Source organism: Flavobacterium sp. MEB061 (assembly GCF_000834715.1).
Lineage (GTDB): Bacteria > Bacteroidota > Bacteroidia > Flavobacteriales > Flavobacteriaceae > Flavobacterium > Flavobacterium pectinovorum.
Genome location: NZ_JXQR01000059.1, coordinates 107,097 through 129,505 on the forward strand (window position 1 = coordinate 107,097; position 22,409 = coordinate 129,505).

General features: G+C 35.7%; 10 protein-coding genes. 1 reads left to right on the forward strand and 9 read right to left on the reverse strand.

Translation table 11 applies throughout. The features are described from left to right. Nucleotides 1-87: 87 nt before the first annotated feature. From RT99_RS20560 to RT99_RS20585, 6 genes are all read right to left on the reverse strand, one after another. Entirely contained in the window at nt 88-1,671 is a 1,584-nt protein-coding gene (locus RT99_RS20560; RefSeq protein WP_042566619.1) for a glycoside hydrolase, read from the reverse strand. A 285-nt stretch (nt 1,672-1,956) separates the two neighbouring features. Continuing rightward, complete coding sequence (locus RT99_RS20565; protein ID WP_042566620.1) at nt 1,957-3,594, reverse strand: glycoside hydrolase; 1,638 nt, start codon at nt 3,592-3,594, stop codon at nt 1,957-1,959. Beyond that, on the reverse strand, nt 3,594-5,195 hold the full coding sequence (locus tag RT99_RS20570; protein ID WP_042566621.1) for a RagB/SusD family nutrient uptake outer membrane protein: 1,602 nt from the start codon (nt 5,193-5,195) through the stop codon (nt 3,594-3,596). The genes RT99_RS20565 and RT99_RS20570 overlap by 1 nt, the downstream gene beginning before the upstream one ends. Before the next feature lie 11 nt (nt 5,196-5,206). After that, nucleotides 5,207-8,239, reverse strand: a complete 3,033-nt coding sequence (locus tag RT99_RS20575) for a TonB-dependent receptor (RefSeq protein ID WP_042566622.1) — start codon at nt 8,237-8,239, stop codon at nt 5,207-5,209. A 45-nt stretch (nt 8,240-8,284) separates the two neighbouring features. Beyond that, on the reverse strand, nt 8,285-9,682 hold the full coding sequence (locus tag RT99_RS20580) for a hypothetical protein (protein ID WP_042566623.1): 1,398 nt from the start codon (nt 9,680-9,682) through the stop codon (nt 8,285-8,287). Between the two features lie 452 nt (nt 9,683-10,134). Further along, entirely contained in the window at nt 10,135-14,184 is a 4,050-nt protein-coding gene (locus RT99_RS20585; protein WP_042566624.1) for a two-component regulator propeller domain-containing protein, read from the reverse strand. 450 nt (nt 14,185-14,634) lie between these two features. On the opposite strand from RT99_RS20585, the gene RT99_RS20590 reads away from it, so the two are divergent. Beyond that, nucleotides 14,635-16,047 (forward strand): arylsulfatase, encoded by a 1,413-nt coding sequence (locus tag RT99_RS20590; protein ID WP_052483742.1) that lies wholly within the window; start codon nt 14,635-14,637, stop codon nt 16,045-16,047. A 170-nt stretch (nt 16,048-16,217) separates the two neighbouring features. Here the strand turns inward: RT99_RS20590 and RT99_RS20595 are convergent, their stop codons facing one another. From RT99_RS20595 to RT99_RS20605, 3 genes are all read right to left on the reverse strand, one after another. Then, the gene (locus RT99_RS20595) at nt 16,218-18,446 is read right to left on the reverse strand and encodes a DUF6055 domain-containing protein (protein WP_042566625.1); all 2,229 of its coding nucleotides are present in this window, start codon (nt 18,444-18,446) and stop codon (nt 16,218-16,220) included. Between the two features lie 192 nt (nt 18,447-18,638). After that, on the reverse strand, nt 18,639-20,843 hold the full coding sequence (locus tag RT99_RS20600) for an alpha-galactosidase (protein ID WP_042566626.1): 2,205 nt from the start codon (nt 20,841-20,843) through the stop codon (nt 18,639-18,641). Nucleotides 20,844-21,183: 340 nt separating this feature from the next. Then, nucleotides 21,184-22,395, reverse strand: a complete 1,212-nt coding sequence (locus RT99_RS20605) for a Xaa-Pro peptidase family protein (protein ID WP_042566627.1) — start codon at nt 22,393-22,395, stop codon at nt 21,184-21,186. Between the last annotated feature and the right edge of the window lie 14 nt (nt 22,396-22,409).

Sequence of the window (22,409 nt, forward strand, 5' to 3'; positions counted from 1 at the left end):
TTTAGTTGTTGTTTTTAGTTTTCTTTGTTTCAGGTTTCAGGTTTCAAGTTTCAGGTCTCACACAGAACTTGAAACCTAAAACTTTTTTTAATATTCTAATTCTCCCACAAACGTTACAATAGATTTTGCAGGGATTTCCAGATTATCAATTTTCTGAATATTGGCTCTTTTTAGGTTTGAATTTTCAGAAGTTATATACGGAGTAAACTCGTTGTTTTTAAGCACTCCTTTTGATAAATTGAATTTGTATTTCTGATCTGATTTTCCGCAGTTTACAGCAACAACAATCATTTTTTTGTTTGTCTTGTCTTTATAAGCGGTCAACATAACATCATTTGCTGCATCGAGTTCATTTTGATTAGGAACGTCAATTCTCAACATTCCCGGACGCACAAACAAAGAGTAATTTCCTAAAGCCCAAAGCAGTTTTGAATCGTGAAATTCACCATCGTTTCTCACATAATCCGGTGCGGTTCCGCCGTTGCTTTTTCCATCATCCAGATAAATCAATCCGTCTTTGTAATCAACTCTTGTTATAGAAGTCCACCATTGCCATGAAGCGGCATTGGCTACAGCAATATCATTATGAATCAAACGTGCTACGAATAAAGCGGTCTGCATTCCTAAATCTCTTCCTCCTCCTGAACCACCCGGAATTTCAGCTTCTCCCGGATTTTCTAAAATACAATATTCAGATTGCCAATATTTTAATCCCGGGTTTTGTTTCACATTCGCAGCGATCAATTTACGGCTTAAAACTTGTTTTTCTATTGGCCAGGTTGTAAAATAACTGTGACCTAAAATTACATTTTTAACATTTGGAAATTTCGAAATATTTGTTTTTGTTTTTCCGAAGAAATAGTCAATCTGATTGTCACGGTTTTCGCCATTTACATTTTCATATAAATAATTAATTTGTGCGGCTTCGGCAATTACAATTTCGGTGCTCATTTTTTGAGCTTTTAATTTTTCCGAAAGTGATTTGGTTAAATCATAAATTTCCTGATTGGTTGCCGGTGTTCCTTCCTGACTGTTTGTATCACCGTGTTTTGGCATCCACTCCCACTGCGGTTCGTTTATCGGACTTATATAATCGAATTTTATTCCTTCTTTTTTCTCTAACCCTTGAATACTTTGAACTAAGAAATCGGCAAATTTTGGAATTGCACCATCTTTTAGATTCAGTTTATTCTTTTGAGAGGCAAAAGATAATCCGTTGTTTGTCATATAAACTGGCGGACTATTGGTAAAAATCAGGAATTTTTCAACACCTCGTTTTTTAGCTGCCTGCAAAAACCATCTTTGTCCTTCCTGTTTCGAGAAATCATAAGTTCCGTCAGCTTGCAGAAAAGATTCGCTTCTTCTCCATTCGTCCGAAACTTTGCTGTTTTCACCTTGCTCTGTACTTCCTGCACCTAAATTAAATCTCCAGATCGAAAGTCCAATTCCTTTTGGATTTCCCTGTGCGTCGATTTCTTTGCTAAAAAGTAAATCGGCAATGGCATTTTTTTTCTGTTCCGGCCATTTACCCACAAACTGGCATCTCCAGGCATCAGAACCTCCAAAACCATCCATGGTTTGTACAACATTATCTGTGCTAATGGTTATGGTTCGCTGTCCGTAAGACAGCGAACTCATTACCAATAAAAGCGAGATATAGGTTTTTCTCATTTTCTTTTTATTCTTTAAGTCTTTATATAAACCCGACAGGTTTTAAAAACCTTTCGGGTTTGCTAATCTTTGTAGAGCTTCTCGCGGAGATCCCTCGTTCCTCGGGATGACATACTTTACGATTAATTACTTTACTTCAAAGTTTTATGCAATCTATTCGTCATCTAAATCCAATAACAAACATTGTGGTTATTTATCTTTGTCAAAGTTTTAAACTTTGACAAAGATTTGCGCATCGATTCTAAAACCTTTGAACCTTTGCCTCTTTGAACCTCTGAACCTTAATTATTTATACGTTCCAACATAAGTCACAACTGACTTCGCCGGAATTGTAAAATTAGAAACATCTACAGCTGCACCTTTTTTCAAACTTAAAGTTTCAGAAGTTGTGTACGGCGTAAATTTATTATCTGCTAAACTTCCTCCCGTAAGATTTAATTGGTAGGCTTTCGCCGATTTGCTAATGTTAACTGCAACAACGACCAATTTCTTTGTGGCCACATCTTTATATGCCGTCACCATTACATCATTCACGGAAGTGGCATTATCTACACTCGGTATCTGAACTCTAACCATTCCCGGTTTTACGAAGAAAGAGAAGTTTCCTAAAGCCCAAAGCGTTTTAGAATCTCTAATGTATCCGTCGTTTTTGCAGTAATTTGAATCTCCTGCGCCGTTGCTTGCATTGTCATCCACGTGAATCAATCCGTCTTTGTAATCACCACGACTAATCGCTGTCCACCATTGCCATGACGTAACGCCACCAACAGCAATATCTGTACTGATAATACGGGCTGTCCAAAGTGCCAGCTGAATTCCTAAATCTCTTCCCGGACCTCCGCCTCCTGACAATTCTGATGTTCCGGGACTTTCTAAAACACAATATTCTGAAGACCATAAACTAACCGCACCAACTGACTGAATTCTTGAAGCCGCTTGTTGTCTTGAAGAAACCAGTTCGTTCAAAGGCCAGGCCTGCCAGTAACTATGCCCGGAAATGGTTTTCTTTACGTTTGATAATCCTGTTATTTTTTTAGCAGAATTTGCAGCAAAGAAATAGTCAATCTGGTTGGATCTGCTTTCTTTGCCTGAAACGGTTTTATATAAAGATTCGTAAGCTCCGGCTTCCCCAACAACAATTTGAGCCGTAAGCCCTTTTGACTGCAATTTAGGAGATAATACATTTACAAAACTGTAAATGTTAGCATTGGTAGCAGGAGATCCTTCTTGTGCCGTTCCGTCCCACTCGTATTGCGGCTCATTAAACGGACTCACATAATCGATTGTTAAACCTTGTTCTGTTTTTAATTTATCTAATGCAGTAACCCAGAAATCAGCCAATTCCGGCATTTTTCCATCTTGCAAATTATAAAATTCTTTTATGCTGGCGTGTGCTTTTCCGTTTTGAGTTAAATAAACCGGTGCACTGTTGGTAAAAGCTAATAATTTCTCAACACCACGTTCTTTCGCCGCTTTCATAAACCAAACCTGTCCGGCTTGTTTGCTCATGTCATACGAAACTCCATCTGTTGTAAAACATTCTGTACGTCTCCATTCATCTGAAATATCGCTGGCATCGCCTTGTTCTGTACTTCCCGCTCCAAGGTTAAAACGCCATAATGATAGTCCGATTCCTTTTGGGTTTCCGTCAGCATCCAATTCTCTGCTGAAAAGCAAATCCGCCATTTTATTTCTTTTATCAGAAGGCCAGTTTTTTCCAATGAAATTACATTGCCACGCATCAGAAGCACCAAAACTTTCCATGGTTTGGAGATTCATATCGAGATTTACACTTAATTCTGCAATGGTGTTTTCAGCACCTGAATCATCTGATTTTTCAGAGTCGCAGCTAACTAACAAAACGTTAGCGAAAAGCAAGCCTGCACATAGCAGACTTACTTTTTTGTTATTTATAAATTTCATTAATATCCAGGGTTTTGTTTGATTACTCCTCCACTTAAGTCAATTTCCATTTGAGGTATTGGCCACAATAAGTTTTTGGCAGGGTTAAAATTGATTCCTTTATCCTGAGGTTCTCTCAAATTGGTTGTTTCATAAGGGTCTGCAGAGTTCAGGTTGTATTGAACAAAAGTTCCGTTTGGTCCCATCAAAGATTCAATAACTGGTTTTCCAGTAGTTGGGTCTTTTTCACGACGGATATCGTACAAACGCAATCCTTCAAAAGCCAATTCTAAACGACGCTCTTTATAAATTTGGTTCAGTAGTGTCGGACCAGATAAACCTGTTTTTGGATCTAATTTTACACGTGCTCTGATGATGTTAATGTCCCCTAAAGCATCTCCTCCTGTATGATAATTTGCCTCAGCCCTTGTCAGATACATTTCAGCCAAACGAATCAATGGAATGTTCAAAGGCAAATGCCCGTCTTTATTATCTAAAGCACGACGTGTTGCTATCGGAATATAATATTTACGGCAAATACGTCCTGATTTATTATCATTTAAACTGAATTTATGTGTTGGATTCAGAACCTCATCTCCATAAGCAGCCTCTCCCCATTTTGTAATGGTACTTCTGCGACGGATAACATCATTTTCAGAAAGATAAGCATTTTCTAAATCACTGGTTGGCATACACCATCCCCAGCCGTCCAAAACATCGGCAGCATCATTGCTTGGAAAATTTTTCTTGTCTTCTCCTCTTGCCCCTGCCAATGTTGGCAATGCAGAACCTAAACTTTTATTTTGTACATCTGAAGATTGTGCCTCTAAAATAGATTCTACACCATTGTGATTGTTTACATTCCAAATGTTCAGGAAATCAGCTTCTAATGCAAAAGGTCCTTCCGTGATTACTTTGTTTGAATATTGTTTGGCCTCTGCCCATTTTTCCTGAAATAAAGAAACACGCGCCAATAAAGCATAAGCTGCCCATTTGTTTATTCTTCCGTTTCTGTTTACCGGAATAGTTTCCAGTTTTGCAGCAGACTCTTTAAGATCAGCTTCAATCTGAGCATACACTTCTGCAGCAGAACTGCGTTCTAACTTTAAATCACCGGTTCCTAATGATGTTGTATAGACTGGAACCCCTCCGAAAAGGTTTACCAGTTCATAATAACAATAGGCACGAACAAATAGAGATTCTCCCATATATTGATTCTTCTGTGACTCAGAAATTGGTGCCTCAGCCATTCTCTCCAAACCAATATTTGCCGATTGAATGGTATAGAAATGTGCTGTATAACTGCTGTTCATATCTCCCATATTATCCGGCGAAATAATGTATTGAGAACTTGGTCTGTGCGCACTGTTGTCCTGACCTGTATTTCCCATCCAGGCATCATCTGTTGCCATTTCGTTGGTAACTCTCGGTGCAACCAATACCCACCAATCATTGGTAACTAACAATCTGCGTGTTAATTCGTTGGTATAATTTTCGCATTCCTGTGCCGTCTGAAAGTAGTTTTCTAAGGTTTGCTTTCCTCTTTCGTCTTTTTCAATAAAATCAGAGCAGGAAACTGCAGTTGCAGCAATTGCTATTATTGATAAAATTATTTTTTTCATGTTCGTTTTTATTAAAATGCTACATTAAGACCCATCAAAATTGTTGGCTGTACCGGATAGTTCCATTCTCCAAAACCTGCTCCTTTTACTCTGTCGCCCTTATCCGGATCTCCTCCCGCTACTTCAGGATCTACTCCCGTGTATTTTGTCCAAGTCCATAAATTCTGACCCGATAAAGAAATTCTAAGTTTGTCTAATCCGAATTTATTATAGAATGAAAATCCTAACTGTAAGTTTTTCATACGGACATAAGACCCATCTTCTACGTATAAAGAAGAAAATTTAGTGTAGTTCTCATTATTATCATCTTTAGACAAACGAGGAATAGAATTAGAAGTTCCTTCTCCATGCCATGCTTTTTGGTCTAATCCGCTTACTTTGTTGGTTAAACTTGCACCGTTGTATAAATCTGAAATGGTTGTATTGACAATATCATTTCCGATACTGGAATAGAAATTAGCAACCAAATCAAATTGTTTGTAGGCAAAATTTAAATTCAGTCCAATGTTGTAATCCGCCCATGGAGAACCAATTTTGGTACGGTCTTTATCGTCTAATTTTCCGTCTCCGTTAACATCTTTAAAACGAATGTCTCCTTCTTTTGCATAAGGTTGTAATTTAGTTCCGTGCTCATCTGTATGAGAATTTAATTCCGTTTGATTTTGAAATAAACCATCAGCAACGTATCCGTAGAAATAACCTGGTTCATCTCCTTTTACAGTCACACTTCTGTTATTAGCTCCGTACAGTTTTTCTCCATCAGAAGATAAAGACAACATCTCAACATCAACCGTTGTAAAAGTTACATCGGCACCATAAGAGAAGTCCCCTTTTTTATCTTTATAAGAAATTAGCAAATCGATACCGCTGGATTGCATAGAACCAACGTTTGTCCAGATTGTGGCATTTTCAGGAAATCCGCTATAAGCTGGAAATTGCTTTAAGAATAACATATCATTTGTTTTTTTCTGATAATATTCTAATGATCCTGAAAGCTTGTTTTTCCATAATCCGAAATCGATTCCAAAACTCATATCTTCAACAGTTTCCCATTTAATGTCTTTATTGGCCATAGAAGAAGGAAATGAAGTATCCCCCACAACATCTCCGATAGGATAAAATCCTTGCCCAATGTTGGACTGATACACTTGCGTTGGTAATCCCTGATTCCCTACTTTACCCCAACCTGCTCTAAATCTAAGATCACTCAAAACATCTTTGGTAGATTCCATAAATCCTTCGTTCAAAATTCTCCATGAAACAGATGCAGATGGGAAATTTGCCCATTTGTTGTTCGTCATAAATTTAGAAGAACCGTCACGTCTGAAAGTTCCGGTAAAGTAATACTTATTGTCGTAGTTATAAGAAAAACGAGAAATATAAGACATCAATGAACTTGACCAAGTGTTACCTTTACTATCGCGGTTTTTAGTTGCTGCATTTACCTCTCTCATTAAATCTGAGTTATTAGGCACACCTTCTCCGTAACCCCAAACATCATTGCCATTGTACTCTTCCATTGTATTACCAATCATTAGGGAAACATTGTGTTTTTCTGCAAATGTTTTAGAATAGGTGATTGTATTTTGCCATGTCCAGTCTACATTATTAGTAGCCCATCTTTCAACCTTATTAATCTCCTCTTTTTCATGTGCAGCATCAATTATAAAATCGGGTCTGAACCTGCTTCTTATTTTATCACCAACTTCAACAGAAGCCTGTGTACGAAATACTAAGCCTTTGATTGGAGTATATTGTAAATACCCATTTGTATTTAAGTTATATTGATCTGTAAAATCATCATATCTCTTTACAGCTGCAACCGGATTCCATACATACGAAGGCGAACGCGCATAAATGCTGTATTCGTTTTCACTTCCTGTTAACTGGTCTGCCGGTTTGTAAATTGGCGTAATCGGATCAATTTTATCAAAATCTGCCCAGTTTCCAGGCTGACCATAGGTTTCATAACGTGGATTTAAAGTGATTCCGGCAGAGAATTTATCTGAGAATTTAAAATCATTGGCAATTCTTAACGTTATTCTTTCCCAACCTCCTACTTCATAAATAGATTCTGCATCATAATAATTCATACTGATTGCATAAGTATGTTTTTCAGAACCACCACTAACACTTAAAGAAGCATTTGTAACGGGAGATCCACTTTTAATTCCGGCTTTCCACCAATCTGTCGTTTTACCTTTGTATTGAGAAGGGTTTGGCAAATAATCTGCATAACCTGAATTGTTGTATGCTTTGTTCATGATTGTTGCATATCCTTCGGCATCAGCCATATGATAGGGATTGTTCATAAGCTGCATCCCTGAACTTATATCAAAGTTGAATCTTGTCTGACCCACTTTCCCTTTTTTGGTAGTGATCAGAATAACTCCGTTAGAAGCACGTGAACCGTAGATAGCACTTGCAGAAGCATCTTTCAAAACCTCCATCGATTCAATTTCATTCGGGCTCAAAAAGTTAATACTTGTTCCCATCGGAATACCATCCACTACATAAAGAGGAGAAGTATCCAGATTTAACGTAGAAATACCACGTATCAAAACTCTTGGCTGTGCTCCGGGACCTCCTTGTCCAGTTACCTGAACCCCGGAAACCTTCCCTTGTAATGATTCGGTCACATTACCCACTGTCATGGTTTGGAGTTCTTTTCCTTTAATAGAAGAAATAGAACTCGTTACATCGCTCTTTTTTACCGCGGCGTAACCTACAACGACAATCTCATCTAGTGTCTGGCTTGATTCCTCAAGCACAACATCAAAAGTTGTTTTATCGCCAACCTGAATTGTTTTGTTAGAAAAACCAACAAACGAGAATTCAATTTGAGCATTTTTATTGGGTACACTGATAGAAAAGTTCCCATCAAAATCTGTTGATGTTGTTGTTGAAGTTCCTTTTACTGCCAGATTAACTCCGGGAATTGGCACATTGCCTTTATCCTTAACAGTTCCTTTTACCGTTATTTGCCCGAATGTTGCGGCGGTGCACAACATGGTGATAAATAACCATATAAATTTATATTTCATATTAATCTATTTTTTTATTAATGCTAAAACTTAAGTTCTAACAAACTATTTTTTTGTGATAAAGACTCTTTCCAATTCTGTATCTAGTACAACTTTGTATACTCCCGGAGCAGCCGGATATTTTGCATTTCCATTTTCACCTGGTGACATTGTAGCAATACCATTTTTGATTAATCTCCATGACGGACTCCACCATTGACCTGTAAAAGTGGCTTCCAATTGTCCTGTCAAAGTGTATTCTCCAACTAATTGATATGCATTATTTGGGTTATTTGCCAAATGCAATCCGGTTTGTGTCCAGGCTGTCCATGTATCCCAGTCTGCACCCTGAATACCACCGCCACATACGCTCACAAAAGGTCTTCTTAAAGCTTCGTCATCACTCCATAATCCATTGGCAACATCAGCCCAAACTTTGCTTGAAGGCGTATATTTAGTAACTGTATAAGCTAGTGTATTTGGGTTTACCTTTATATTGTAATAGCCTTTTGTTGGTAAAATAATTGGTGTTGCAGTTAAATCGTCTACTAAACCTCCAGCTGCATTTAATCCGAAACAATGTGGGGCAAAGTCGGCTTCCTGACCTAAGAAATAAACTTCTTTATTGTCTTTGTCAGCATAATATTTGAATTCAAAATCCTGTCCGTTTTTCTCGTGGAAATACATCGGTACACCCACAGCGTCAGTAGTCAGGTTGGTGCCTTTTGGCTGATCACATAAATAGAGCGCTGGGTATTCGTTTGTTGCCACAATATTGATATTTAAAGATCCTGTATTGGGAATCGTAAATTTATCTTTGGCTGTAATTGTCAATACATAATTTGCTGCAGTTACAGGCAAAGTATACGTTTTATTGAAAGTATAAGATTGAGGCGAGCCCGTTAACTGAATCGTTTCATCAATTCCTAAAGCCTCGCATTTTACCTGAACATAATCTATTCCTGAATCATCGTTTACCACAAAATTTACGGGCATTTCATTGCTTGTTGACAATAAAATAACAGCTCCTTCTTTTGGCGTAACCATGGTTATTGCCGGTGCTGCAAATTCTCCATCCAGACGTAAATTGATATCTTCGTCAATGGCATTTCCTGAAACATCTGTTATTGTCAATTTAATTTTGAAAGATTCTGAGGTTCCCCTGTCCGAAGGCACTTCAAAAAAATAGCTTAAATCATATGTTTCAAGTAATGGGTCACTTGCAAACGTGATCATTTTATCTAAGGATAATTCAGGAATTTGAATTCTCACACTTTTCAGTCCTAAATCGTCATTAAGCACAGCTTTAATTTCGAATTTTCTGTTTGGTGCTCCGTAAATCTCCTTTGTTGTCACTACAGCTGTAGGATCATCAGAAGAAGGATAACCAGTTTCGTTATTTTGACATCCGGTAACAAGGACGGCAAAAAGGGCAAGAAAAAATAAAAATACATTTTTTTTCATTTCTTTAATTTTAAGGTTAGGTTAGTTAGTTTTTATGCTAAAAAATTGTTTGTTGAAGATGAGATAAACTCATTTTTGAAGAGCATCTAAATTGTCTTTCTAATAATAAAGAAATAGAACAATAAAAGATAATGGTGTGGTTTTTTGTCATTCTAGTAAAGTTTGGTTTATATTCTTTTTTTCTTCTTAAACGTATAAGTGCAAAGAAATATGTAATACAGACTTCTAAGGAGGGGTAAAATGGAAAAAAAAGGAGGTCAAAATGGAAATTAACTATTATTTTGGATTTAAAATTAACAAGTACAAAAAAATAATAGGGTATTTTTCAGGAATTCGTAATTATTAAATAATCCTCAAACTACAACTACAACGTTTGATTTTTTTTTAAAATTTTATACTCTTCTGCACAAAAAGCAAAAGAGTATTCAAAGAATAAAAACATAAAAGAATTGTTATTTGATGATATTCAGGTCAGAATTAAACGAATTTTTATACTTTTTAATATATTCTGAAGGTGTCATTCCGAAGAGTTTCACAAACTGCTGTCTGAAATATTTTGGATCTTCAAAACCAACTTCTGCACTTGCCTGCGCAATATTCATATCTTCTGTCAACATTAACATCGCCGCTCTTCGAATTCTTAGCGAACGAATAAAAGCATTTAAAGTTTGTCCTGAGATGATCTTGATTTTGGTATAAAGCGTTCTATGGCTCATTCCCATTTCGAGTGCAAAATTCTTAATCGTAAAATCTTTTTTATGAATATTGGTTTCGACAATATCAATACACTTTTTCAGGATCTCCTGATATTCAACCGGAACTTTTTGTGAGTTTTCCCTAAGTGTTATACTGTCTAAGAAATAAGTTCGCAGATTACTTCTGTTTCGCAATAATGACTCCACACGTGCTACGAGTATATCATCATCAAACGGTTTTGTAATATAATCATCTGCACCATCTGTGATTCCCTGTAAATGCGTTTCGGTATTTTTGGACGCCGTCAATAAAATAACAGGAATATGAGATAAACTGTCACTTTCTTTTATTTTTCGGCATAATTCGAGACCGTCCATATGTTCCATCGTAATATCGCTGATAACCAGATCAGGCATATGTTTTTTGGTCATTTTCAATCCCTCTTCTCCATTTTCAGCACTATAAACGATATAGTTTTTCGAAAATAATTTGATCAGATAGGCCCTGATTTCTGCATTATCATCTATTATTAAAACGGTACGTTTATCAGTAAGCATAATTTTCTGAAAATCACTTTCTGAAACTGTATTATTTAAAGACTGATTGTTTTCTTCAGAATCATCAATGATCAATTCATCAAACAACTGGCTTCTTGTTGCCACAACATCAGTAATTTCAATATCTTCAAAGTGACTGTTTCCTTTAAGGAACGTCAAAGTAAAAGTGCTTCCTTTTCCTGGTTCACTGCTACAGTTTACTGTTCCCTTGTGTTTGTTTACAAAATATTTCACAATATAAAGTCCAATTCCAAAACCTGTTCCAACAGACACTTTTGAGTTGATCTGTTTGAATTTTTCAAAAATAACGTCGATATCTTTCTTTTCAATTCCATCGCCACTATCTGAAATTTCCAGGATAACTTCATTTTTATTTTCAGAAAGTTTCAGATTAATTTCCCCTCCAATTGGTGTGTATTTAAAGGCATTTGACATTAAATTAAATAAGGAAATTTCTATTTTTTCATAATCTCCAATAATTTCAATATCATGTTCCGGAATATAAAATTTATAAGTAATGTTTTTCTCTTTTGCCTGATTTACGAAACATTGATACACTTCATTGCAAAGATTATTTACATTTATATTTGATAATCTGAGCGAATCAGCGTCATTTTCGGCTTTTCGAAAAAGAAGCAGCTGATCTACCAAACTCAAAAGCCTGCGGGCATTTCGATGTGCAATTGCCAAATCGCTTCCGGAAGAACCATTTTGAACACTTTCTTTCTGAACTGCTTTTTTGAGCGGATTTATAATTAGCGAAAGCGGCGTTCTAAACTCGTGTGAGATATACGTAAACATCGACGATTGTTTTTCGGCAACTTCCTTTTCTTTCTTACTTTCCAGCTCGGCTATTTTTACTTTATATTTTAGTTTTTCCTTATTTTTATGATATTCCAAATAGGCAAAAAGAATCCCTGCCATAGCCAATAAATACAACGTATATGCCCACCATGTTCTGTACCATGGCGGTAAAATTTCGATTGTTACAAGGCTTATTTCTTTGTTCCATCCTCCTTTAAAGTTGGTAGTTTTTACTTTAAAAGTATATTTCCCTTCGGTTAATCTGGCGTAATTTGCTTTTCGGGCCTGACCCACATAATTCCATTGCGCATCCCAGCCTTCTAAATAATACGCATAATTTATTTTGTCGGCATTATTGTAATCTAAAGCAACAAACTCCAGCGATAAAGTGGTTTGATCGTAAGGAAGATTTACTTCTTTTATTTTACCCGATTCCCATTTAGATACCAAATCATTTTTGCTTTCTTCAATAGGCTGATTGTTTACGTAAAAATCGGTCAGCAATAAATTATTCTGCTGATTAAATCCTTTGATTGCTTCCGGAAAAAAGATATTGAAACCGTTAATTCCACCAAACAGAAACTCGCCCGTAGATAATTTAAGTCCTGCGTTAAAACTGAATTGATTGCTTTGTAAACCATCGTTTACAGAGAAATTACGGAAAGTTTTTCTTTTTTTATCGAATCGACAAACGCCATTATACGTACTCATCCAAAGATTACCTTCATTATCTTCGAGCATTCTTAAAATTGTATTCGAAGGCAAACCATCATCTGTAGTTAGTCTTTTAAAAGTATTAGTTTTTCGGTCGAACAATAATAATCCGCCTTCCTGGGTTCCCAGCCATAGATTTTTGTCCTTGTCTTCATGAATACATCGAACTGGATTTCCAATAGCAACTCTCGCAATTTTTTTGGTGTTTTTTTCCAAAGAAAAGAGACTAGTATAATTACCACCCCAAAGTTTCCCGTCGCTTGTTTCGGTCAAACATTGCAAATTTGTAATTGATTTATCGAAAAGAACAAAAGTGTTTTTTGGTCTGTCAAAAAGATATAATGAACCTTCGTTTGTAGCGCTGGCCCAAATATTTGCTTTTGAATCCTTGTAAACGAGCCAAATTTTCTTCTCGATTTGTTTGGTGAAAGGATTAAAACAAGAATATTGCGTAACTGAATTATTTCTGGGATTGATTTTGTTTACTCCCCCATTCCATGTCGATAGCCAAATTTCATTATTAGTATCACGTACAATTCCTGTAATAAAAGAACTCGAAAGCTTGTTGCTGTAATTAGTGTACGTATTGTTTTTTCGGTTCCAATATTTCAATCCTGCACCATCTGTTCCAACCCATAAATTTTTCTTTTCGTCTTCACAAAAAGATAAAATAAAATTCTCTGCCGGATTTGTGGCGTTATAACGAATGCTTTTAAAATATTTAGGTGTGCTGCTGAGCATACTTATTCCGCCGCGCAAAGAACCAAACCATTTATTGCCTGCTTTGTCTTCGTATAAACTCCAGACTGAGTTGCTTTTGGCCAGCTGTACGCCATTTATAACATTATATGGAATTGCTTTTTTATTTGTTCCGATGATTTTGTAGATGCCGCAACCGTCTGTGGTAATCAAGATTTCCTTTTTCTTTCCCAATAGAATGTCGGTAACGCTGCATTTATTCGAAAAATAATTATCTGAAAGAACTCCTGATTTGGTATTAAAGAGAAAAATGCCTTCATCAGTTCCCAGCCAAAGATTTCCGTCAGAAGCCAATTTCATTGATTTTACTTCTTTAGAAAACGGAAAAACTACCTTTAAGGTTTTTGATTTGTAATTGTAACTACAGATTCCAATATTTCGCACATGAACCCAACAATGTTCCTTCTTTTTATCATCCTGAAGGGCAATTGCATCGTAATTATCAATACTAATGTTATTGCCCAAAACTTTAAGGGGAATTTGTTTTCCGACGAAAGAACCGTTCTCAAAAGTAATTAAGCCCAAATTCTGAGAAGCTACTAAAACTAAATTCTCAGACACTGATCGCATCTGGTGAATAATATCTTTTAGAACTTTATTTTTTTTGTTTAAAGAGGTATATTCGACAGGATGAAATGTCGCTGTCGTTTTACTGTAAATGCAAATCCCGTTGGAACCTCCAACCCAAATGTTTTTTCGGGAATCGCCTTCGATATTATAAATCGTATTAAAGAGTAATGATTTTTTATCGTTGATTCTGTTTCGGAAAACTTTGAAATTATAGCCATCATAGCGGTTCAATCCGTCATAAGTTCCAAACCAAAGATAACCGTCACTATCCTGAAAAATGGTGGTTACCGAATTATTAGACAGACCATCAGAAATATCAAGAAATTTTATAGGATTATCTTGTGTAAAACCTACAGAAGAAAAACCTATTAAAAAAAGAAGATGTAAAACAAAATATTTCAAAATAAATGTTTTTTACCAGGTGTAATAAGTACAATTATAAGTTAATTTTATAGATATTTTACATTAAATTACTCTTAAATTTTATATTTAGCAATTTATTTAATTCTTAACAAGACTCTTCTTGTAATTAAAATTTTTAACAGTAAAAAAAACATAATTAAATTGTACTTGTTCAAACATTTTACTAGCAAACAGTAAATCAGTAAAATTTATTTAATTTATACCGAATGATCTTGTTGTCTAAATATTTTTAATGCATTAAGGATATGCAAAAAAATTCTTAGATTAGTCTTTATAATCAGTTGTTTGAATTTACAACTATATTAATCATTGAACAAAGACTATAACTAATACAATAACATATAAATTAGAAAAAAGAATTCAGGTTTCCCATTATTTTTTTAATGATATTAATAATCACAGAATTCAATATTAATCAAATACTATTAGATGAAAAAAAAATTATTAATAATCCTATTTCTTCTGCCATGCTGTATTGTTACTGTTTTATCGCAGAATAAAAAACCAAACATTGTACTGATACTGGCTGATGATCTGGGCTACGGAGATGTGGGCTTTAATGGGCAGAAACTGATTAAAACCCCAAATCTGGACCGATTGGCAAATGACGGAATCACACTAAAACAATTTTATGCCGGCACTGCCGTATGTGCTCCATCAAGGTCCTCCTTAATGACCGGTAAACATACCGGGCATACTTTTATTCGTGGTAATTTGGGTGTTGAACCTGAAGGACAGTATCCAATACCCGATACAATTGTAACGCTGGCTGAAGTATTAAAGAAAAGCGGGTATAAAACAGGTGCCTATGGCAAATGGGGACTTGGACCTGTTGGATCACAGGGAGATCCAAACCGACAAGGATTTGATCATTTCTTTGGCTATAACTGCCAGTCCCTGGCACATCGATACTACCCTGAGCATTTATGGGATGATCAGGAGAAAGTAATATTGAAAGAAAATGGTAAATTAGAATCCATTAAACAATACGCGCCTGACTTAATTCACGAGCAGGCATTAGCGTTTATTGATAAAAATAAGGAGGAACCCTTTTTTCTTTTTTTACCTTACATATTACCTCACGCTGAACTTATTGTACCCAACGATAGTATTTTTCGTTATTATAAAGGAAAGTTTGATGAAAAACCTTTTAAAGGTTTTGACTACGGAACAAACGCAAAACCTACAGGATATGTTTCTCAACAATACCCGCACGCCACATTTGCAGCAATGGTAACTCGTTTGGATCTCTATGTTGGACAGGTTATTGCTAAATTAAAGGAATTAGGATTAGAAGAAAATACACTAATTATATTTACCAGTGATAATGGCCCTCACAAAGAAGGTGGAGCGGATCCTGACTTTTTCAACAGCGCTGCAGGTTTTCGGGGCATTAAACGTGATTTGTATGAAGGGGGCATCAGGGTTCCTTTTGTTGCCAAATGGCCGAAAGTTATTAAGGCTGGTCAAAGCAGTGATTTCGTAGGCGCCTTTTGGGATATCATGCCTACTCTATCAGAAATCACGGGCAGTACAATTCCTCAAAATATTGACGGAATTTCTTTTACCAATGCACTTATGGGCAATAAAAACCAAAACACTCATGAATATCTTTACTGGGAGTTTCATGAAGGAGGTGGCAAACAAGCGGTTCGTTATGGAAATTGGAAAGGAATCCGACTGAACGTTATAAAAGATAAAAACGCAGTAATTGCATTGTACGATATTAGTTCCGATCCTCAGGAAAAACATGATATTGCACTAAAACATCCTGATATAGTTAAAAAAATTGTCCTCTTTATGAATGAAGCTCACACAGAAAGTCAAGTATTCCCGTGGTAGGGGTTTATATTTATAGTTCTACAACAAAAGATGATTTGCAAGTCTTTGACGAATAAAATAATTCGAATGTATGACTTGAAAGCAACTTATAAATTACATTTATTTAAACTAAAAAAAGAGCGTGCAAAATAATATTCTACACGCTCTTTTATTTTAAGAAGTTTAGTCTCTTATTGTTTAATAAATGATTTATTTACAATAGTATCTCCTGTTTGAATTTTTAAAAGATAAACACCTTTAATCAAATGACTGCAATTGAACGGAATTTCAATTCTGCCAACATCATATGTCTGATCGGTAATGACATTTAACTTATGCCCACTAATGTTAAATAATGAAATCGTTACTTTTTGCTGTTCAGTCTGCATAAAGGTTATATTTATACTTCCTGATGTTGGATTTGGGTAAACACTCAAATCTTCTTCTGAATCGATTGCCTTACTGGCAGCAAGCGTGCTTACTGTACAGTTTGGTGTTGTACTAAAAGCCATTTGTGCGGCTGTAAAATTGGTAAAAGTCGGATTTATATCAATGTTGGAAGCATCGCTGGCTCCTTTGCCATCACAATCTGTTCTGCCATTTCTCCAGTAAGGAAATTGCAAATAAACACCCGGAGTTGAGCAACTACCTATTTCTGCATCTCCACCCACTACAACTGAACTTCCAAAATTACCGGCAAACAGCATCGCATTTCCTTTAATATTAGCTGTATTGGCTACAGAACCGCCTTCCATCCAGGCATTTCCTTCAACAATGGCGCTATTGGATAACGTTGCATTGTAAACACATGCATTTCCTCTTACAATTACATTACCATTTATAGTTCCTCCATCGACCATTGCATAATCTTCTATACGGGCATTTCCCGAAATACTACCGGCTCTGACAACTGCATAAGGACCAACATAAACGGTTGATGCAACAGTCGCATTATTAGATACCCATCCTCCTCCATTAGTATGTAAGTGCCCATTTGTTTTAAGAAAACTTCTAAAATTGGCGGCAGGCTGAAATCCTTCAGGAGTTGCATTTGCAATTTTTAGTTCATAAGGATATCTTCTCTGCTTAGGGTAACCCTCATCCATATTGTAATTGACATGAACTTTTGGTGCTGAGAACACTACCAGAAAAATACCCGTTTCAGTAGAAGTATTTAAGGTAAAAGAAGCTTCTCCATCCGTTTTATACATCGGGCTGTAACGAGATACTGTACCGTCTGCTTTTGTCGTTACAAAACCATATCTCCAGCCGGCCTGAGTTGGATTAACCTCTGTATGTCCTTTAAATTTAATCGTAACTTTCTTTTGAGTTCCTGTACATGTTGGGTATAATGGAATTACATTCATTCCGTAATCCTGTGGAGCCCAGTCGTTATTGGTATAATATTGATCTGTAGTACCTGCTACTTTTGTTAACAGTGTGTATTGTCTGCTGGTATAACGCGGCATATTTGTTTTTATACTATTGTAAACGTTTCTGATTGTTTTACCAAAATTGCTGGTCGTATTTATTTGGGAATTCCACTGAATAGGATAATCAAATGCCGGTTGTCGTTGAGCATATCCCCAAAGATAATCGTCTAGTTGGTCTTGTGTAAAACCTTTTAGTCTCTTAATTGTTTGAAGCGGATGTTCTTCATTGATAGATTCTGCCCACATTCTTCGGGTAAAATCAAAACCTTCTTTTTCCTGCACATAATACATTAAATGAAAATTGGTGTAATGATGCCTGGTAGAAGACCACATAAAATGTTTGGTCTGTATCCAGCGGGTTAAAGTTCCATCGATCTCCGCCCACTGTGAATAGGCCTGAGCTCTCATGAAATTAGCATGTCCTTCAAAGAAAGGGCCAGCCCAATCATATCCTGAAAATGCGGTTCCGTTACCCGGATTTTCCTGAATACGCATCATCATTTGCAGTGTATGGGCAAACTCATGGGATAATGCACCTCCATCTCTCGTGGCTTCGGGATGAACAAACATGGCTCCAATCGTATTGCTAAACGAACTTGCCTGCGCAAACGCTTCTAAACGAGGGTCTGTAGAATTCCAGGTGTTCATCATCATAATAATGATCTTGTACTTTCCGAAATTTGTTGTTGAAGCATTATTAATAAAGTGCAAATCGGTTATATAGCGCTTAAAACTTGTTTCAAGCGTATCTGCCACCGATTTTGGTGTAAACCTCAACGCAGGATCTGAATAAGTTGACGGATTTGTACCAACTTTATCTCCCCAATAAACCACAAAATTTGTAGATTCATATTTTCTGCTACTGGATACTTTATTATAAAACTCGTTATTGGGATCACTCCATTCTGTGGGCGTAAACAGCGTTTTTTGGCCAATTGCAACATAACTGCAAAGAAAAAGTAGAACTTGTAAGAAAAGTTTTTTCATAATTACATCTTTTAATAGGTTAAGAATATTTTCTTGTAAATGTAAATATGAAAATGTAGCGCTTGTAATACAATATTACCTTATATTAATACTATTTTACCTATTATAAAACTCTTATCTATTTGCTAAACAATTGTTTACCCAAATTATCTAGATTTTTTAATTTAAAAAGAATAGTATAAAAAATGAATTCTACGATTCTACAGCAATAAGTTCTAATACAATACTACTTTCCCGACTGGAAGAAGAAACTTTTAGCCCAATTTTCATTAAAAAATCGCCAGAAAATACATTGCCTGATTCTTCAAAAGTATTTTTACTTTCAGGCATTATATTGATTTCCTTTACTTTATATTTTCTTGAAGGGTCAAGTCCTTCTAATTTCACCATACTGTAATTAGGATCTGTGAGCGGATGCAAGGTGTATGAAAAAACTACCGATTGGGTTTTATCTTTATTAACATACATTAAAACTGCTCTGCTATCTTCATAAGGCGAAATCAATCGGTACAACTCTCCTTGCCAAATTACCGGACTTAATCTTTTATAATTCGAAACAGCTTCCTGACAAAATTTTAATTCGTTTGGTTTTAATCCTCCAACATGAATATCAAAACCTAGTTTTCCCATCATAGCGACATCGGTTTTAAACTTAATGGACTGATTCCCCATGGAAGTTACGTGATTACAGGTTGCCAATGCAGGATAAAAATTAGAATAACCCCATTGAATAAATACACGATCAAAAGGGTCAGTATTGTCGCTCGCCCAAAACTCCGTAAAATAGTTCAACATTCCGTAATCTGCCCTGCCGCCACCTCCGGCACAAAGCATCATGGGAAGATTTGGATATTTGGCTTTTATTCGGTCCAAAACTTTATAAAGTCCTTTTGTATATTCAATAAACAAATGTGATTGCTGATTTTTTAAATAGGTGGAATAAGCACTCGTCATCATTCGATTACAATCCCATTTAAAAAAGGCCACACCCGATTGTGTCTGCATAATATCATCTACAACCTTAAATACAAAATCCTGTACTTTCGGGTTGCATAAATCCAAAACCAATTGTGTGCGGTAAATACTTTTTTCCCTATTTGGAAGGCTTAAAACCCAATCCGGATGTTTTTCGAATAATTCACTTTTTTCATTGATCATTTCAGGTTCAATCCAAATACCAAATTTTACATCTGTTTTTTGAGCTTGTTCCATCAAAAAACCAATACCATTCGGGAGTTTCGACTTTGTAGCTTCCCAATCGCCTAAACCTGATGTAGAACCGCTTCTTGGGTATTTATTGCCAAACCAGCCGTCATCCAACAAAAACATATCAACACCCAATGTTTTGGCATCTGTAAACATATTGGCCAGTTTCTTTTCATCAAAATCAAAAAAAGTAGTTTCCCAATTATTCAATAAAGTAAGACGGGGTTTTTCTCCATCTTTAAGCCCGTATTTTCTTGCCCAATTGTGTAAATTTCTACTCGCTTGGCCTTTTCCTTGATTCGAAAATGTATAGATAAAAGCTGGTGTTTTGAACACTTTTCCGGGTTCTAAATTGTATTCTGATGCAAATTCATTAATTCCCGAAATAATCCTCAGTTCATTATTGTTATCAATATCAAAAGTGTACTTAAAGTTACCCGACCAGGCTATTGAACCCGCAATAACTTCACCATTATTTTCTCCTGCTTTTTCATTTAATGAAAGAAAAAAACTGGGTGATGCAAACATATTGGTTCGAACTCCTAATTTTGAATCGATCACTTTGCTTCCTCTTGTCAGCTGATTTTCTTCCATTCGCATTTCTTCCACAACATCGCTGTAAAATTGTGTCAGCCAATATTTATCAGCATCTAAATGCAAAGCCGATGAAGCATAATTATAAAGTGTAACCGCTTTTTTTTCCTGATGCTGAATTTCTGTCCACGCTTCGATTACATCTTCTTTATAAAATATTTTGTAATGAAGATTAACAAAAACTGGATATTGAGGATCTTTTAATTGTATATTAATTTCTGTAGTATTGGAATCTATTTTTTGAGTGGTATACTTTTGATATTCTAATTCTAATGAAGGATTTCCATCGTTATGCGTCATACGAATAGCGGGCTCAAATAAATTATCTGTCCCAAAAGTCGGGTATGCCGAATGACGCAAATCAATTAAAGGATTGCCATCATTTACAACAAACTTTTTTGTGTTTTCTTTCGAAATCAATTCATATTCTAAACTGTTATTCAACTTTGTACCAAAATAGGTTTGATACAGTTTTTTGTTTTTACCTACTTTTAAAACCAAAGCTGAACTTTCAGTTTCAATACAAATCAATGCACTTTCCTGTGCCTGAATAGCAGTATAAACAATCGTTAGAAATAACAGTAAAAATCGCTTCATCTTTTATTTTTTTTAATTAATCTTTCCGGATGTAATTACAATATTTTATATAATAGATAGTACAATATGCTTCTTTGTATAAATTTTTCACGCAGATTTTGCAGATTTTAGCAGATTCTTTTTTAAACTTTTAAGATTTAATCCGCTGCATATATTTACTGCGATGTTTGAAAAAAATATGCTTCTTTTTGCATCCTATTTAATACATATAAAAAATCTATATTCAATCTGTTTAAAAAAAAATAAGAGCTTATAAATAAATCTGCTAAAATCTGCTAAATCTGCGTGAAAATAAACACCGGATTAGCTAATCAACACAGAGAATCTATTTGCCTAACAATTAATAACCAAAAGGATTGTCAACGCTATGCATTGGCTCAGTAAACCACTTTGCCCCATTTTCAGTCATGTAAAAATGATCTTCATGCCTGATTCCAAATTTTCCGGGAATACAAATCATAGGCTCATTACTGACAACCATTCCTTCCAATAATTTTATTTCGCTTCCACGAACTAAATACGGGTATTCATGAATGTCAAGTCCGGTTCCGTGTCCAACTCTGTGCGGTAATCCGGGTAAATCATAATTAGGACTTAATCCGGCTTCAGCCAATGTTTTTCGGGCAGCGTCATCTACAGATCCGCATGAAGAACCAATTTTAGCAGCTTCAAAAGCAGCGAGTTGTACCTTTTTTTCTAAATTCCAAATCGTTTCGTATTCTTCAGAAGCTGTTCCGTACACATACGATCTTGTAATATCAGAAAGATATCCTTCTAATCTACAGCCGGTATCAATAATCACTGCCTGATTTTCTTTTAAATCCTGAGGAACAGAAACGCCGTGAGGATATTGTGTATCATCTGCAAACAAAACAATACAGAAATAAGAACCAGAAGATATTCCGGCCTTTATATGCGCTTTATTTATAAAATCTGTTACTTCGCTTACTGAAATTCCCGGTCTTAATATCTTAGCCGCAGCGCGCTGTACTTCCATCGTTATGTCTTTTGCTTTTTGAATGATCGCAATTTCATTTTTAGATTTCTGCATTCGGCAAGCCGACGTAATGTTCTGAGCAGTTGTAAAATCATAAGCCGTATTTGCTTTAGAAATTCCATCAACTAAAAAATAAGAAGAAGACTCATCAATGGCAATTGTACTGCCGCCAAGATTTTTATCTGCTAATAATTTTCCAAACAAAACATAAGGAGATTCGTGTTCTTCCCAACAATTAATGCGTGACTCAACCTGCATGTATTTTTTAAAAGTACCTTCTTCAAATTTTGGAACAATATATTCTAAAGTTCCATCATCAAATAATAACGCTCCCACCATTCTTTCTGAAGCATTCCAACGAGTTCCCGTAAAATAATACAGATTGGTTCCTGCATTTAGATACAATGCTTTTACAGAAAGCTCTTTCATCAACAAAACTGATTTTTTGATACGCTCCAGATATTCCTCTAAAAGAATGGGTTGTACATCCTGAGTTCTGTTTGCTATTTTTCCTAATTCTGTGGCTGCGTCAGAACCACCTATACCTATTGTCATTTTTTTATTTTTTT

Bases quoted from the DNA above. Each gene is read 5' to 3' on its own strand.
- RT99_RS20560 (WP_042566619.1), bottom strand. From the start codon at position 1,671: ATGAGAAAAACCTATATCTCGCTTTTATTGGTAATGAGTTCGCTGTCT.
- RT99_RS20565 (WP_042566620.1), bottom strand. From the start codon at position 3,594: ATGAAATTTATAAATAACAAAAAAGTAAGTCTGCTATGTGCAGGCTTG.
- RT99_RS20570 (WP_042566621.1), bottom strand. From the start codon at position 5,195: ATGAAAAAAATAATTTTATCAATAATAGCAATTGCTGCAACTGCAGTT.
- RT99_RS20575 (WP_042566622.1), bottom strand. From the start codon at position 8,239: ATGAAATATAAATTTATATGGTTATTTATCACCATGTTGTGCACCGCC.
- RT99_RS20580 (WP_042566623.1), bottom strand. From the start codon at position 9,682: ATGAAAAAAAATGTATTTTTATTTTTTCTTGCCCTTTTTGCCGTCCTT.
- RT99_RS20590 (WP_052483742.1), top strand. From the start codon at position 14,635: ATGAAAAAAAAATTATTAATAATCCTATTTCTTCTGCCATGCTGTATT.
- RT99_RS20595 (WP_042566625.1), bottom strand. From the start codon at position 18,446: ATGAAAAAACTTTTCTTACAAGTTCTACTTTTTCTTTGCAGTTATGTT.
- RT99_RS20600 (WP_042566626.1), bottom strand. From the start codon at position 20,843: ATGAAGCGATTTTTACTGTTATTTCTAACGATTGTTTATACTGCTATT.
- RT99_RS20605 (WP_042566627.1), bottom strand. From the start codon at position 22,395: ATGACAATAGGTATAGGTGGTTCTGACGCAGCCACAGAATTAGGAAAA.